Genomic DNA, 16635 nt, shown 5'->3' on the forward strand with positions numbered 1-16635 from the left:
ATCTCGATCTCAAACGGCCAGCCGCCGGGGCGGCCAGCGACGATAGACGATGTCGGCGACGTAAAGGACCAGGGCCAGCCAGCAGAGCCAGCCCCACAGGTCCAGAGCCGTCGCCGGAGATCGTCCCTGCGGAAGGGGGGCGGCGCCGGCGCGGGAGGGAGTCTCGATCACCACCCCGCCCGTCAGGCGGGCCAGTTGATCCAGGGGGAGTCCGTCAGCCTGAGAGACCGGACGGTCCGCTTGCCCGCCCCCGAGCGCCGGCAGGGCCGCGCGGGTCACGCCGCGACCGTCGCGAACCTCGACCCGCACAGGCGCGTCCATCGGCGCCGCGCCTTCGGCCGTGAACAGACCCGGCGCCCGTTCGACCGCCGTCAGGGCGGGCCCGGCCTGGCCGGCGGCGTTCAGCACCCGGATTTGCGGCGGACCGCCGGCGGCCCCGCGAATGCGCTGGGCCACGACCTTGACCCGGCCGCCGACGCGGCCGAGGCGCACGTCCCACTCGGGGCGCGGATCGGCCGTGCGGGCGACCAGCCGCTGCATCCAATCCCCGTAACCGGCCCAGTTGCGCCAGTTTGCGGTTCCCTCGCCGACCGGCTCTGTCATCAGCGCCGTCACCCGACCGGCGCCCCATTGCCAGGAGGCCAGAACCGGCTCGCCCGTCGCGGTGCGGATCAGGGTCTCGGCGAGCGGCTTGACGCCCGCCTGGGCATAACCGTCCAGCCGCCGGGGCGGCGCCGCCGCCAGATCGCCCCATCCGAAGGACGACGCCGACGGGGCCAGGGCGAAGCCGCCGCGCTTGATCCCGGGCTGGGGCTTCTGCTGGGGCTGTTTGAGATTGATCTCCACCAGGCTGAACTCGTCGCCGACGACATAGAAGCGCCCGCGACCGAGCCGGGCCCACTGCGCCATGCGGGCCTCGCCCTCGGTGCTGCCGCCGACCAGAACCGTGGAAACCGTCACCTGGTCGTCGGCGATATGGCGGATCAGCTGAGGATAGCGATCCGCCTCCACCCCGGCGTCCGAGATCACCAGGATATGGCGATAGCGGGCCTGGGTGTTCTGCAGCCCGTAATAGGCCTCTTGCAGGGCGCCGAAGAGATGTTCGCTGCCGCCCTGGGCCTGAACGCGACCGATGGCGCGCTCGACCTCCGGAATGTCCCGCGCCGGCTGCATCGGCGTGACCCATTGCCGCCCGCCGTAGAACTCGACCACGCCCACGCTGTCGGCCGGCGTCAGCTTGCGCACGGCCAGGCGCGCGACCTGTTTGCCCAGATCAAGCGGCGCGCCCAGCATCGAGCCCGAGGTGTCGATGACGATGGCCAGCGCCACGCTGGGATCCTCGGTCTGCTCTTCCTGACGAAGGGTCACCGGCAGACCGGCGGCGAGCGGCGATCCGGCGTAGCCTCCGGCCGCAAAGGCGCTCTCTCCGCCGGACACCATCAGACCCAATCCGTTCGAACGAACCGCCTCCATCAATCGCCGCTGCGTCGGGGCCGCCAGCGCCGAGGCCGGCACGTCGTCCAGCAGGACGGCGCGATAGGCCGACAGATCGACGCCGGCCAGGTCCGCCGGCGCCCGGCCGTCGATGCGCAGGCCTTGACCCGCCAGCCGCTGAAGCACGCTCGCCCCTCCGGCCTGACGCCCGTTCACATAGAGGACGGCCAGCGGATCCTGCACGGCCGCCGCCGTGTCAAACCGGCTGACGACGGAGCCGCCTCGCGCCAGTTCGACACGGATGGGCATATAGCCAGGACGATCGACCGGGATCTCGACCGCCACGGCGGCCGGACCGTCCAGATCGAGGGGACCCGCGCCGCCGATGCGCCGATCACCGCTGAACACGGCCAGCGACAGATCCTGTCCGACCCCGTCCAGCCCTATTCGCGCCGAGACATGCTCGCCGGCGCGGGCCGTCGGTAGCGAGACGTCGGCGACGAAGGCCTCGTTCCGTCCGGCGCGGATCGGGACGGCGTCGATGACGACGCCACGCGCCACCAAGGCGTCGACCGCCCGCCCCCAGGCCCGGTCAGCGCCCAGGCCGTCTCCGATCACGGTGACTCGTCCCTCCGCCCCCAACGGAAAGGCGGCCAGCGCCAGATCGAGGGCGTGAGGCATGGCGGCGGCCTGACCGGCGTCCGGCAGGGTGATTCGCCGCGTCGCCTTCAGAGCCAGGGGGACGCCGCCGCGTTGGATGACCACCACGGGACCGTTCCGCTCCGCACGCGTCAGGACCGCCTTTGCGGCCGAGGCGGCCTGGGCGCGCGAGACAGGCGACAGAGCATCGCCCTGATCCACGATGATCACCGACGTCGGGCCGCCCCGACGCACGACCAGACTGGGTTGCGCCAGGGCCGCCACGAGCGCCAGGAAGACGGCGGTGCGAAGCGCGACCCGCACCCTGGCGGCCTTGCGCGCCCACCACAGGAAGCCGGGGATCAGGAGCAGGAGCCAGCCGGCTTCGGGATGAAGAAAGGTCAGGTGCACGACGCGGTCCTCAAGCCATCGCCCCGCGCTGCTGCAGCCGCCATTCGAGCAGCAACAGCAGGCCGGCGATCACGACGAGCAGGATGAAAAGAAGGTCGACGGTCGGGCCTTGCACCGGGGTCACGCTGACGTCGGCCGGCACGGCCCGGGCGGCGTCCAGGGTCAGGGTGCGATCGGTCAGGGAGACGGCCACACGCAGGTCGCCGATCCGGGTCTCGCCCGCCTGATCCAGGAACAGGTCGCCGTTCAATGCGCGGTCGGCGATCCGGCGGTCGGCCGCCAGACCATAGAGGTCCGACTGGTCGGTCAGATCGGTCCCGGCCTGGGCATACGGAATCCAGGGCGCCGTATCCGCCAACCAGGACAGGGTGCGCGACACAAAGACGGGGAATCCCGAAGCCGCCGGGAACCCGCCTCTCTCGTCGAACAGGGCCGACCAGACGGCCACGCCGCGCTGCTGGCCCGGACGGGTTTCCGCAGACACCTCGCGCCGGGTGGTGCGGGCCAGGGTCTGGGTCTCCACCGCCGATATCCCGAGGGAGGCAAGGGCCGCAGACAGGTCCGGCTCGGCCTCGTCGGCGCCATAGGTGAACACGAAGGCGCTCTGCTCGCCGGCCTGGGTCACGACCAGGGCCGGCCGGTCCTCACCGAACCGCTCGCCGGCCCGCCGAACCACGACCTGGGCGTCCTTCGGCGCGGTGACGGCGAAGGCGGGGTTGAGCCGAACGGCGCGGGCGACGGCGTCCGGCGCGCCGGACGACAGGGCCACGCGCACAGGACGCCGGTCCGGCAGTCGCAGGCTGGCCTGATCGTCGGCGGGAAAGGCGTCGGATCGCGCCAGCCGCACGGCGAACAAGCCGCCGTCCGCGACTGCGTCCCGCACGATCAGTTTCCCGTCGGGACGGGCCAGGATATCAACCACGACATCGCGTCCGTCTCGGCTGAAGCGCAGAGCGTCGGTCGGCACGGGCCGGCCGTCGGCGCCGATCGCCTCTACGAGAATATCCGCACGCCCGGCGTCGCCCGAGGCCGCAGGCGAGGCGCCCAGGGCGACCACGCCGCGATTGTCGAGCGTCGGCCTGGCCAGGTACCCATAGACAAGACGCTGACCGGCGGTGGACGTCACGTCCCGGGCGCCCGACCATGCGCCGTAATAGTGGACGACCGTGGGCCGCCCCGACGCCGACGCGCCCGTCAGCTCTTGATTGGCGACGGCGTGCGCGAAGCTCGAGGGCGCAAGACGGGCGCGAACCCCGTCCAGGCGCCGGCTCAGCAAGGCCGGATTTTCACCCGGCTGCAGGAGGGGCGCGGCGACGGGGCCGTCCAGATAGACGGTGCGACGGGCGGGATCGGTGTTTCGGACATCGGCCATCAAGGCGCGGCGCGCCTGGGCCAGGTCGTCGCGTCCCGTCAGGCCGGCGGAGGCGTCCAGATAAAAGATGTGATCGACGGCGTCCCGGCCCGGCGTGATTTCAGGTCGCGCGCCGGCCGCCCAGAGCAGCAGGCCGATCGCCAGGATCAGCAGATAGGCCAACCAGCGCTGGAACCGCTGGCGGAAGACGCGCAAGGGCGTGACCCTGGCGGCCTGCGCCCAGAGACCGGCCGCGGCGATCCGCACATGCTTCTGACGCGCCTTCAGAACCTGAAGCCCGAACAGGAGGGCGGCGAGGCAAACGGCGCCGGCGATGACGGCCCAGAGCGGAAACGACAGGAAACTCACAGCTTGACCGCGCCATCGCCGAACAGCGCCGACAGTTGGTCACGCACCGGCTTGTCGGCGTCGATCTGCACGAGGCCCGCGCCGCGGGTCCGCGCGAAATCCGACAGGGCGTCGGTGAAGCGGCGGTAGGCGGCCTTGTAGCGCGCCATGAGGTCGGGCGTGATCGTGACCGAAGTCGGTTGGGCGTGTTCGCCGTCTTCCAGCAGGATGTCCCCGCTGAGATCGGGATGGCGTTCGGGGTCCGCGTCGTAGGCCTTGACGATCTGCACCAGAAGAAGCCGATGCGGCAGTTGCTCCAGCCCTCGCACCACGGATTCTATGCCGGCCTCGTCGAAGAAGTCCGACACCACGATCACCAGACCCTGGCGCAGGCGAAGGCCGGCCAGGTGAGCCAGAGCCGCCGCCAGCCCGGTGCCCTGCAGCGCCGAATATCCCGCCAGGCTGTGCGCCACACGCGCCAGGTTGCCCTTGCCCGAGACCGCGCGGAACTCGATTTCGAGCGTGTCGGAAAACGGAAACAGACCCACGGAGTCGTGCTGGTCCAAGGCCACGGCCGCCAGGGCCAGGGTCGCTTCCTGTGCGGCATGGATGCGGGGCGGCCGTTCGACGAACAGGCTGCGCGACCGGTCGACCAGGAAATAGACCGGCATGTCCTGGCTTTCCTCGAACACCCGCACGAACAGGCGGCCGAGACGGCGATAGACATTCCAGTCGATGGCGCGCAGGTCGTCGCCCGCCACATAGGGTTTGAAATCGGCGAACTCCGCGCCCTGGCCGCGCGCGTTCGTCCTCTGCTCGGCCAGGCGGCCGCCCTTTTGGGCGCGCGAAATCCGCAGCGAAAAGGGTCGCAGCGCCGCCAGGAAGGTCGGATCGAACAGGGCCTCGAACGTCAACGGATCGGCCAGACCGGAAACGGCGGCAGGGGCGGCGGCGACGCGCGGACGGCGACGAAACAGCATCATCGACCGCCCCCGTTCCGCGCGTTGAAATAGTCGCGGGTCGCACGCTGTTCCTGAGCGCTGGCGGCCAGGGGCGCCGTCCGCGCCGCCTCGCCTCTCGCCATGCCACGATCCTGCGCCCGGACGCCGCTCGCCGGCAGAGGCTGCGGCGCCCCGTCCCGCGTGGTCGTGCGGATGCGGCCCGGGCTGGCCATCCCGCCAAGACGGTCCTGCATCGGGGTCGCCAGCATCAGGCTGGATACGCCACGCCCCTTCTTCAGCCCCGTCTCGGGGCCGCTCTGACCGCCGTTCTCGCCCTGGCCTCCGCCCTGCTCGCGGCCGGACTGGTTCTGGTCTCCGCGACGACTGCGCCCCGGCTGCTGGCCCTCCCCGCTCTGGGATTGGCCGGAGCCGGAGTCCTGAGGCTGGGGCCGGGCGGCGGACGGGGCGTTCTGCCGGGCGCCGGAGGACTGACCGCCGGGCGCCTGGGACGCAGGGGCGTCGGTCTCGTCCTGAGCCATCGCCTCGCCGGGCGTCTGCTCGTCATCCTGCGGCTGTCTGGCCTCGCGATCCTGACCCGCCCCGCTGGACGAGGCGCTGTTTCCGGCCGCGCCCTGACCGCCACGCCCCCGGCCCTCTCCCTGGCCCGCAGCAGATTGGGACGGCGCGCCCGCGCGGGCGGCGGCGTCCTGCGCGGAGGCCGCGGCGCTGCGCGACGGCGAAAGGCGCGCCATCAACCTTTGGAAGGCGGCGGCCAATCCGGCGCCGGGCTTGTCCAGGCCCGGGCGCGTCGTCCCCTCGACATCACGACCCGGCGCGGTCGGGGACGCAGCGCCTGCGATCGGCGTCGCGTTTTCGGAACGCGCCTCTGGCGCGGCGACGGCCGCCGATCGCGGCGATATCGCAGCCGCCGCCGGGTTCGCCGGTGCGGCCGCTTCGGGCCAGAACTGAGGAACGGCGAAGGCCGCCGCCAGGCACAGAACCCCCGCAGCCGGCCATAGCCACAGCCGCGAGCGGCCCAACCTCAGCGCGCCGTCGTCGACGCCCACGTCGCTGTCCTGCGCCCGCGCCACCCAGGGCGCAGCCTCCTGCAAGGCGGCGTCGTGGAAGGCCGTTCGGCGATCCAGTCGTTCGAACTCGTCGGACGTCTGCAACCGGTCGTTCAGGCGCAACCGATGATCGAGCAGCGCAAGAGCGGCGGTCCGGGTGCGGCTGGTCGCTTGGCGAGCCCGCATATAGCCGAACACCCCTGCCGCGAGGGGCGCGCCGACTGCGGCGATGAGGACGCCCGCGACAGTCGGGGCGACGAACGGCGCGGACAGGGCGAGAAGGAGCGGACCGGCCGCCGAGGCGGGAGCCGCCCAGGCCAGGGCCCGCCGCACCGCACGTCGGCGCGTCGTCGTCAAAAGGGCATGCCGTCCGCGCGTCTCGAGGCGATCGAGGCGACGACGCAACCCATCATCGACGCCCTGGATCATCCGTTCCATTTCGACCCGCGCAAACTCATCAGAACTGTCACATAGGACCGGTGGCTTGCACCAACCTTACAGTGTCCTCGTTTCATTGCCCCGCTATTTCGCCTTGCGTTCCAATAGAGAAGCTGAGCGCGTCAGGCTGGGGCAAGCTTCATGTGATTGGTGGGCGACAAGCGACATCGGCTTGTGAGGACCGACCTTGACGACCTTCGGAAAACCTATCGTCGGCGCCGTTCTGGCTGTCCTTCTGTCCTGCGGCGCCTCGAACCTCGCTTTGGCGCAGGCAAGGCCGGAATTGGGCCAGGTCCGCATCCCCTACGAAACCTTCACCCTGCCCAACGGCCTGACGACCCTGGTCTATACCGACCACACCGTTCCCACGATCTTCGTCGGCGTCTGGTACAAGGTCGGGTCCAAGGACGAGCCTGTCGGCAAGACGGGCTTCGCCCATCTGTTCGAACACCTGATGTTCCAGCCGACGGTCAATCGGCCGACGGAATACTTCCCCCCGCTGGAGGCCGTCGGCGCCACCGGCATCAACGGCAGCACCACCGCCGACTACACCAACTACTTCCAGACGGTGCCTGCCAACGCCCTCGACCGGGCGCTCTGGATGGAAGCCGATCGCATGGGCCACCTGACGGACGGCATGACCCAGGCCCTGCTCGACGAACAGCGGGCCGTGGTCAAGAACGAGAAGCGCCAGAATGAACTCGGCCCCGGCCGTTCGGCGGAAGCCCAGTTCCTGAAGGGCTATTATCCGGCCGGCCATCCCTATGGCCACACGACCATCGGCTCCATGGAGGACATCGACGCCGCGACCCTGGAGGACGTCAAGGCCTGGTTCGACGCCCACTACGGCGCATCGAACGCGGTGCTCGTCCTGTCCGGCGACATCGATGTCCAGACGGCGCGTGAGAAGACGGCCTTCTATTTCGGCGGCGTCCGCCAGGGCGAGCCGATCAGCCGCCCCGACCGCTGGACGCCCTCGTTTGCGGACATCCGACGCGACATCGTCTACGAGAACCTCCCGGCCGCCGTAATCTCCCGCACCTGGCCGTTGAACAACGGATCGCCACGCGACAACACGATGCTTCAACTCGCCGCCAAGGCGATGGCGCGGGGTCGAGGCACGCCGCTCCATGACGCGCTGGTCGAGAATCTCAAGATCGCCGACGGCGTGTCGGCCGGCGTCAGCGAGAGCCAGCTGACCAGCGCCTTCAATCTCTCGGTCGCCCTGAAGCCGGGCGTGACGCCCGAGGCCGCCAATGCGGCCATCGATCGCGAACTGGCGAAGTTTTTCCAGACCGGCCCTGACAGGGACCGCCTGGAAGAGATCGTCACGGCGAGCGACATCTCGCTGTTGCAGACGATGGAAAGCAGCGCCGCGATCGGCGCCTGGCTGGCCAGCGGCGCTGTCACCCACGACGACCCGGTCTATTTCCTGAAGCAGCGGGAATGGATCGGCGACGTCGACGCCAAGGCCGTGACGCAGTTGATCCAGGCCGCCCTGTCGCGCCCCTATTATGAACTCGTCCAGCTTCCCACGCCCGTTCCGGCCGCGGCGCCGACGGGCCTGGCGGACCCGACCCGCATGCCCGATCCCAGCCCCGCGGACGCGGCGATCGCCTTCCCCAGCGTCTCGGAAGCGGTTCTCGCCAACGGCTTGAAGATCGTCGTCGCCCATCGTCCCAATCTGCCCATCGTCAGCGCCAGCCTGCAGTTCTCGACCGGCTCTCTGGCGGAGGACGCCTATGGACGAGGCACGGCGAGCCGCGCCTTCGCCATGCTGACCAGCGGCACGCGCCGCTACGACGCCGAACAGCTCAAGCGCCAGGCGACGAGGGCCGGCGTCAACATCGCCGCCGCCGCCCAGGCGCGTGAAAGCGCTGTGATGTGGACCATGCTGAGCAGCCGTCTCGACGACGGTTTCAGCTTCGCCTCGGAGGTGGTGCGCCATCCCACCTATCCCCAGGCGGAGATCGACAAGGCGCTGGAGCGGGTCGGGCCGCAGTTCGACGCCTATGAACGCAATCCCCTGCAGTCGGCCGGCCCCGTCTATGGGCGGGCGATCTGGGGCGAGGACCATCCTCTGGGGCGGATCGGCACGCGCGAGGACGCCAACGCCATATCGCGCGACGAGATCCAGGCCTTCCATGATCGCGAGATCGGGCCGAACAACGCCACCCTCTATCTGGTCGGCGACATCACGATCGACCAGGCCAAGGCCCTGGCCCAGGCCCACTTCGGCGACTGGCGCCGCGTCACGCCGACGCCTGTGAAAGAGCGAGGGGCGGCGACCGCGACGCCGGGCCGCATCATTCTGGTGGACGCCCCCGGCGCGGCCCAGACCAGTCTGACGGTCGGCGAGCTCACGACCGCGTTCGACGCGGACCAGGCGGCCGCCGGCGATCTTGCGGATGGAATCCTGGGCGCAGCCTTCAACAGCCGCCTGAACATGAATCTGCGAGAAGAGAAGGGCTGGACCTATGGCTTCACCGGCGGCGTCGCGGACACGCCGGTCGGCCCGCGCACCTTCACGGCGTCAGGCACGGTCGAGACTGACCGCACCGCCGACGCCATGAGGGAGGTCCGCAGAGAGATCGCCGACTATGTCGCCGACCGGCCCGCTACCCTCGAGGAGCTGGAGCGGGCCCGCACCGCGCGCATGCGGGCCCTGCCCTCGGCCTTCGCCGGCAACGCCGCCTTCCTCTCGGCGATCACAGGCGCCGCCGCCTATGGCCAGCCCTACGACCGCGCGGCCACGTCCGGCGCGCGGTTGGCGGCGGTGTCGCTGGATCAGGTTCAGGCCGTGTCGCGCACGACCTACGATCCGACGCGCCTGACCTGGGTGGTGGTGGGCGATCTCTCCAGGATCGAAGCCCCCGTCCGCGCGCTGAACTTCGGCCCTGTCGAGGTCTGGGACATCTACGGCCACAAGGTCCGCTAAGCGCGCGCCGGAAACAGAAAAAGGCGCCGCGGGCCATGCAGGATCCCGCGGCGCCCTCAAGCCCCCTCGCAAACGGCCCAGATTGGGGACTAGTCCGTCGCGTAGGGCCGCTTCACATGGGCCAGCACGTCTCCCAGGAGATCGTCGGCCGAAAGGGCGTTGGCCTGGGCGTGGTAGTTCAGCACCAGGCGGTGGCGCAGCACCGGCATGACCACAGCCGCCACATCATTGGTCGAGACCGCGAAACGGTCGTCCAGCAGGGCCTGGACCTTGGCGGCCAGCATCAGGCTTTGCACGCCGCGCGGCGAGGCGCCCAGCGCCACGCTGCGGTTGATGCTGTCCGGCGCATAGTCGCTGCCCGGCTGGGTCCCCATGACCAGACGAATGGCGTAGGCCTTGGCCGCTTCGGTCACCGGGACCTGCCGCACGACCGCGCGCATGTGCTGCAGGGTCTCGGCGTTGGTGACGGCGTTCAGCACCACGTCGTGGCCGCTCGTCGTGCGGTCGATGATGGCGTGATAATCGGCCTCTGAAGGATAGCCGACCACCAGCTTGAACAGGAAACGGTCCAGCTGGGCCTCCGGCAGCGGATAGGTGCCTTCCTGGTCCACCGGGTTCTGGGTCGCCATGACGCAGAACGGTTCGGGCATCTTGATGGTGCGGCGGCCCACCGTCACCTGTCGTTCCTGCATCACCTCCAGAAGCGCGGACTGGGTCTTGGGCGTCGCGCGGTTGATCTCGTCGGCCAGGACCAGGTTCGAGACGATCGGCCCCTGCTGGAAGGTCAGTTCATGGCCGCCGCCCTCGGCTTCGGTCAGAACGGTGGTGCCGACGATGTCGGCGGGCATCATGTCGGGCGTGAACTGGATACGCGAGAACGGCAGGTCGATGGCCCGACTGATCGAGGAGACCAGCATGGTCTTGCCCAATCCCGGCACGCCTTCGAGCAGGACGTGGCCGCCGGCCATCAGCGCCGTCAGCACGCCGTCGACGACGTCGGCCTGCCCCACGATCATCCGCCCGACCTCGGCGCGGATCTTGATGAAGGTTTCCTTGAACGCGGCCGCGCTCTGGCGGGCCAGTTCTACGTCGTCAGTCGAAACCATTGAAAATCCGCACACTTAGATTCAGTCAGACAGGGTATGACACATAAGGCTTGCACCAGTCTGGCAGGCTTTCGAATGACGCGGCGTCAGCCTTCGTCGGCCAGACAATAGCCCAGCCCCCTCACCGCACGGATACGCACCCGGTCCGTGCGCCGCGCCAGATTGGTGCGCAGCCTTGAAATCTGAGACTCGAGCGAGTTGGCGTTGACGACCTTGTCGTAGCCGTAGACCCGCGCCTCCAGCGTCTCGCGCTGGATCACCGCGCCGGGTCGGGCCATGAGCGCCTCGAGCACCAGGGCCTCCGTCCGGCGCAACGTCAGCGGAGCCTCGTCGATGAAGAAGACGCCGCTCTCGAGATCATACAGCAGCGGTCCGAACTGACGGGTCTCGCGCCGAACCTCGAGAGAGCGGCGCAGGGCGATGCGGATTCGGGCCAGAAGCTCGCGGGGCTCGAACGGCTTGGCGATATAGTCGTCGGCGCCGGACTCCAGACCTTCGACCCGATGGTCCGGCGTCGCCATGGCCGTGAGGATGATGTAGCGCTGACGCCGGTTGCGATGGGCGGAATAGGCGATCAGCGAGACGCCGTCGCCATCCGGCAGTCCCCGATCCAGCAAGACCAGATCGAATTCATTGGCGTCCACGGCGCTGCGCGCAATGGCCAGGGACGGCGCGACATCGACGACGAACCCCTGGCGTTCCAGGTAGATGACGAGGGTCTCGGCGACATCCGCATCGTCTTCGACCAACAACAGACGCATCAGAAACACCTCGCTGGATCGAAGGCGTCGACCCCGTCGGCAATGCCGCACGCTTCTCCTTTAGCGAACCTGACGGCATGGGCGCCAGCGTCGGGGCGCGTCGCGTCGTGACGCGCCCCGACCCCTTCAGAACGAATACTGAAGTTCGAGGGAGAAGGTTCGACCCGCCGCATTGTAGCGCGCCGTATCGTATGGACGACCCTGAACCACGACGAACGGCGGAGCTTCGTCCAGAATATTCCGGCCGGCGAAGTTCAGACGAATGTCGTTGTTGATCCGCCAGGCCGCCGTCAGATCCATGATCAGCATGTCATCGACCGGGATCAGACGGTCTTCCTCCTGGTTGACGCCAGCCGCGCGGAAGATGTCGTAGTCGTTGGTGTATTCAGGCGTGTAATAGGCCCAGAGAGACGCGTTGAAGTCGTGATAATACCAGCCGAGCGACCCCACCACCTTGTAGTCGTCCGTTCCCTGCAGAAGGCCCAAGGCGGACAGCGGCTCGCGTTCGGTGAAGGCCTGACGTTCCGCCTTGATGTTGTCGAGCACATTGATCTTGGGTTCGAACGTCCCCCATTTCGTGTTCCACAGATAACTCAGTTCGTAGTTGATCGACTCATACTCCGACCCGACGATGTTGAATGTCATCTGGCGCGCCTCGATGATCTTTCCGTTGGCGTCGCGCGGATAGAATTGCGTCAGGCGAAGGATTTCATCCTGACGCAGGAAGGTCTGGAGGTCCCTCGGGTTCGCATATTCGCTGTCGATCTTGGTCGAATTATACGCAACATCGAACATCAATCCGTCCAGCATCCCCTGCGGACGCCACGTCAGGCCATAGCTCACCTGGGTGGATTTCTGAGGCTCAAGGTCCGGGTTCGACGCAACGACCAGCGGCACCACATAGCTTCCAGGGCGCGAACAGTCCGTCGTGCACTTGTACAGCGGGTCGTTGGAGATGGTCGTCGTGTTGCGTGTCGCGACCGGATTGAACAGCTGGGTATAGGGCGGCGCCTGGAAACCTTCCGTCCAGCGCGCGCGCAGGGCCAAGCCCTCGAAAGGCTCCCACCGCAGGCCGACGGCCGGCGTGGTGTTGGCGAAGGTGCTGGAATCGTAGAGCAGTTCTCCGCCCAGCGAATACGGCACGTTGTTCACCGTCCCGATCGGTCCTTCTGTCGTATAGCTGTCACGACGGGCGGCGAGGCTGAGCAGAAGCGATCGCATACCGGTGTAATTGAAGTTCTCGCCGAAGATCGGAACCCTCAACTCCGCGAAATAGGCATGTCGATCTCGGGTGACCGGATTGACGGTGCGAATCCGCACTTCCTGGCTGTCGGTGTCGTCGGCCGTCATCTCGGCGCCGATCGCATAGAACAGCTTGCCGGCCGGCAGCGTCCACAGGACGCCGTTCATACGTGCTTCCCAGTTCTGGGTGCCAGACGCGCGCGCCTCCCTCACCGGGATATAATAAAAGTCAGCGGCGCTGGACCCGCCGCCGTCGGCGGTGGACTTCCAAGGATTGAAGGCGAGGGTCGGATCGCTGCTGGTCAGGGCCAGGCACTGGCGATCAAACACGCCTTGAAGATAGTCGCGGTCGGCGCCGGTGACGCGATTTTCCGCCAGATTGCGATTGTAGCACTTCACCCCGCTCGGCGAGGTCGCATCCGCTTGGAAATCCACGACCGACTCCAGGTTCGGGCTCTGACCGGAGGTGTCGGCCTCGGAACGCGAATAGAGAAGCTCGATCTTGGTGTCCGCGTTGAACTGGTAGCTCAGGCCAGCATTGATGTTCCACTGGGTCGCGGTGTTCGAAATCCGCCCGGACGGCAGTTGTCCAGCCTCGACCTCCGCCTGAGGATTGTAGGCGACGATCGGCCCCGGGGTGAACCTGTCGAACGGATAGGCGGGGAATGGATTATAGGCCTGCCCCGGCGCCAGTTGAACTCTCAGCCCCTCCGAATAGCGAATGTCCTGTTCGCTCTCGGAACGCGTGTAGAGCGCATCCCCGAAGAACGTCAGCTTGTCCGTGATCTTCTGCTCGAAGTTCAGCGTAGCGCTGGTGCTTTCCGACTCCGGTCCGGCGAACTCGGGCACGAAATCAGGCAAGGCTTCCGCGCCGACAGTGATGAGGTCGGTCAGACTCGGGCGGCCGACGAAGCCGGGTCGCACGGTGAGGCCCTGGGCGACATAGCGGGCGTCGTAGGTGGGGGGTTCGAACGCATAGTAACCGCGGTCAATAACGCCGGGCTGCAGTCCCCGACTGAAGGACCGCGTATCGAAGGCGGTATCTCCGCCATAATAGCTGGAGTAGTTTTCGGTGACGAATCCGCTCTTGTGGTTGTTGACCGGTTTGCGGCGACTGAAGTCCAGCGTTCCCGAGATGTTTCCCGATCCCCAGGAATAGCCGGAGAACAGGCTGATGCGGCTGTTGTCGGCGTCATTGCTCGACACCTCGTGCTGGACCGTCAGCGTCGATCCGACGAAGTCCTTGCGCAGGATGAAGTTGATGACGCCGCCGATGGCGTCAGCGCCGTAGACAGCCGAGGCCCCGCCGAACGAGATTTCCACGCGCTCGACGGCGCTGAGCGGAATCCCGTTCAGATTGGCGAACCCGTCCTCGATGCCGGCGGCGCCCGCGACCCGTCGGCCATTGACCAGGATCAGGGTGTTGCCCGCACCCATGCCGCCAAGGTTCGCCGCCGACACGCCGAGCGAGCCGATCTGGGAGACACTGACCTTGTCGCGATTGGACAGCGGACCCCGCGCCCGCTCATTGGTGATCGCGCCGATGGTGGCGACGTTCTGCGGCAGGGTCCGGATCAACTGCTCGACGCTGGTCACGCCGCGCGCCTGAATCTCCTCCTTGGAGATGACGATGACGCGCGAGGTCGGATCCCCGCTCCCCAGTCGGCTGCCCGTCACCTCGACCGAGTCCACGACGGCGGCCTCGCCGGCGGTGTCGATGGCGGCCTGCTCGGCGCGCGCGCGTTCCTCCTCCGTCTTTTGCGGCGCCGCCGATTGCGCCCAGGCGCCGCCAGCCGATGCACAGAGCATCAAAGCCAACATCGAAGTGCTCATCGTCCTTGTCATAAGTCTCTCCCCCTGCCGGCTATGCCGGCGCAATTTCCACCTCCGTTGCACGGTGAAAGGAATGACGCGGTGTTCAGTGACCGGCAGAAATTCCGCAGCACGTTGCAACACCGTCATGGTTACGTCGCCAAGCTTGCACCAAACTGGCAGCACCAACGGCGTTCTGCTGAATTCGCCGATTTCAACACCCGCAAGCAATAATATTGCCCGGAGTGACGACGGAGACACAGCCCGTGCATGATCGAGCACAGGATCGGCCCATACCGGCAATCCCTTCCTTCAGACAGGGCAATGGAAACACCACGGGCGGGCGGATTTCCTACGCCCGTTCCGACGGAGGCGCTGTGTCCTTTGGTGGCGGCGACGGGTCTTCAGCGGGGCCCGCCCCTCAAGTCATCCGGGACGCCCCCCGCGGACGGGAGACCGATCTAGAGGGGCAGGTGCGCGCAATATCGGGCAATATAGTCATCCTGAGAGGGAAGCTTGTACGACGCTTCGCGCACCATCCTTCGCAGCCGCTCCAGGCTCGACATCAGTTGGGTCGCGCTCACTGCGTCGACGAGCGGGTGATGGCGTCGAGGCAGGATGTCCTGCCCCAGATAGACCGCGACCCAGCTCGGATGCAGGAACAGACCTTCTCGATAATCTTGAACGATCCCGCGCGCGCGGAATAGCTCGATCTTCTCCGAGAGCGTATCCGGCAGCGGCATGGTGCGGACATAATCCCAGAAGGGCGTGTCGTTCCGGGCGGTCGCGCAATAGTGCAGGATGATGAAATCGCGGATCCGGACGTATTCGAGATCCATCTGGCGATTGAACTCCGCCTCCGTCGCCGGGTCGATCACGGCGGTTGGCCAGAGTTCGATCAGCTTGGTGATGGCGATCTGGATCAGATAGATGCTGGTCGATTCCAGCGGTTCGATAAAACCCGAGGATAGTCCCACGGAGACGCAGTTGGCCGCCCAATTCCGCGTCCTCTGACCCGCCGTGAACTTCAGGACGTTCGGCGCCTTAAGCGGCTTGCCCTCAAGGCGCCCGACCAGTCGATCCAGCGCCGCAGCATCGTCGATGAAGGCGCTCGAATATACATAGCCGTTGCCGACCCGGTGCTGCAGCGGAATGCGGAACTGCCAGCCCGCTTCCAGCGCCGTGGCGCGGGTATAGGGGACGGTCGGCTGATCACTCTCGCACGGCAGGGCCACCGCCCGATCGCACGGCAGCCAGTGCGACCAGTCAGTAAAACCGGCCTTCAATGTCTGTTCGATCAGCAGCGCCCGGAATCCGGAACAGTCGACGAACAGGTCGCCCTCGATCTGACGCCCATCATCCAGCGTCACCTTGGTGATCGCCCCGCTCTCGCCGTCCTGCGCCACATTCTGGATGCGCCCCTCGATCCGGCGCACGCCCTCCGTCTCGGCCATGCCCCGCAGGAAACGGGCGTACAGGGTGGCGTCGAACTGATAGGCGTAGCGGTACGTCGACAACAGCGAGCGGGGATCATCGGACGGCGGGGCGAACCGACCCTCCCGCGCCGCCACGACCGGCAGCGAATAGTCGTCGATCGGTCCGACGTCCCCCAGCTCGCGTCCCCGCAGCCAGTAGTGATGAAAAGGCGCCTCCCCGCCCGGCGCGCCATAGTCGCCGAAGGGGTGGATGTAGCTGCCCCCTATCTGGCCCCAATTCTCGAACTGGATGCCCAGTTTGAACGTCGCCCTCGTGGCCTTCATGAACGCCGCTTCGTCGATGCCTAGGCGTTCGTTAAAGGCGCGGATGTGGGGCAGGGTGGACTCCCCGACGCCGACCGTCCCGATCGCCTCGGACTCCACCAGGGTGATCTGGACGCCCGAAGGCGCCACAAGCCGCGCGAGCGCCGCCGCCGTCATCCAACCGGCTGTTCCGCCGCCAACGATCACGACCCGTCGTACGGCTGTTGCGGATGGGATTGCAGTCGTCATCGCCCGCTCGTTTCAGGCGCAAACGCGCCGCATCTTGAGGTCCGGCACGATGGCCCGACCGGAAGGCCGCGACAACACCCCCGTTGTGACAGCGCTGTCAAGTGATAGACTCGCCGCTCTAATGCGGAGCGGATCGAGCCGCTCGCCTCGGAGGAAACC

Annotated in this window: 9 protein-coding genes; 1 reads left to right on the forward strand and 8 read right to left on the reverse strand. The window is 67.5% G+C overall.

Going from position 1 to position 16635, the window contains the following annotated elements; genetic code table 11:
* Positions 1-9: 9 nt before the first annotated feature.
* The 4 genes from AC1RSI_RS16030 to AC1RSI_RS16045 are packed head-to-tail and all read right to left on the reverse strand — an operon-like array spanning position 10 to position 6629.
* Positions 10-2484: a VWA domain-containing protein gene (locus tag AC1RSI_RS16030; protein WP_154725660.1), complete on the reverse strand. Its 2475-nt coding sequence runs from the start codon at positions 2482-2484 to the stop codon at positions 10-12.
* A 10-nt stretch (positions 2485-2494) separates the two neighbouring features.
* Positions 2495-4204: a hypothetical protein gene (locus tag AC1RSI_RS16035; protein WP_154725659.1), complete on the reverse strand. Its 1710-nt coding sequence runs from the start codon at positions 4202-4204 to the stop codon at positions 2495-2497.
* Positions 4201-5166 (reverse strand): DUF58 domain-containing protein, encoded by a 966-nt coding sequence (locus AC1RSI_RS16040; RefSeq protein ID WP_154725658.1) that lies wholly within the window; start codon positions 5164-5166, stop codon positions 4201-4203. The genes AC1RSI_RS16035 and AC1RSI_RS16040 overlap by 4 nt, the downstream gene beginning before the upstream one ends.
* Positions 5163-6629, reverse strand: a complete 1467-nt coding sequence (locus AC1RSI_RS16045; RefSeq protein ID WP_154725657.1) for a hypothetical protein — start codon at positions 6627-6629, stop codon at positions 5163-5165. The genes AC1RSI_RS16040 and AC1RSI_RS16045 overlap by 4 nt, the downstream gene beginning before the upstream one ends.
* 187 nt (positions 6630-6816) lie before the next feature.
* On the opposite strand from AC1RSI_RS16045, the gene AC1RSI_RS16050 reads away from it, so the two are divergent.
* Positions 6817-9567 carry a M16 family metallopeptidase gene (locus AC1RSI_RS16050; RefSeq protein ID WP_154725656.1) on the forward strand — a complete coding sequence of 917 codons (2751 nt, stop codon included), beginning with the start codon at positions 6817-6819 and terminating at the stop codon, positions 9565-9567.
* Between the two features lie 89 nt (positions 9568-9656).
* Here the strand turns inward: AC1RSI_RS16050 and AC1RSI_RS16055 are convergent, their stop codons facing one another.
* From AC1RSI_RS16055 to AC1RSI_RS16070, 4 genes are all read right to left on the reverse strand, one after another.
* The gene (locus AC1RSI_RS16055) at positions 9657-10673 is read right to left on the reverse strand and encodes an AAA family ATPase (RefSeq protein WP_035306791.1); all 1017 of its coding nucleotides are present in this window, start codon (positions 10671-10673) and stop codon (positions 9657-9659) included.
* 86 nt (positions 10674-10759) lie between these two features.
* Entirely contained in the window at positions 10760-11434 is a 675-nt protein-coding gene (locus AC1RSI_RS16060) for a response regulator transcription factor (RefSeq protein ID WP_008262845.1), read from the reverse strand.
* A gap of 126 nt (positions 11435-11560) precedes the next feature.
* On the reverse strand, positions 11561-14791 hold the full coding sequence (locus tag AC1RSI_RS16065) for a TonB-dependent receptor domain-containing protein (protein WP_230307550.1): 3231 nt from the start codon (positions 14789-14791) through the stop codon (positions 11561-11563).
* A 158-nt stretch (positions 14792-14949) separates the two neighbouring features.
* Positions 14950-16476: a tryptophan halogenase family protein gene (locus AC1RSI_RS16070; protein WP_154725655.1), complete on the reverse strand. Its 1527-nt coding sequence runs from the start codon at positions 16474-16476 to the stop codon at positions 14950-14952.
* Positions 16477-16635 lie beyond the last annotated feature (159 nt).

It is taken from the genome of Brevundimonas sp. GW821-FHT10E09 (assembly GCF_058809375.1).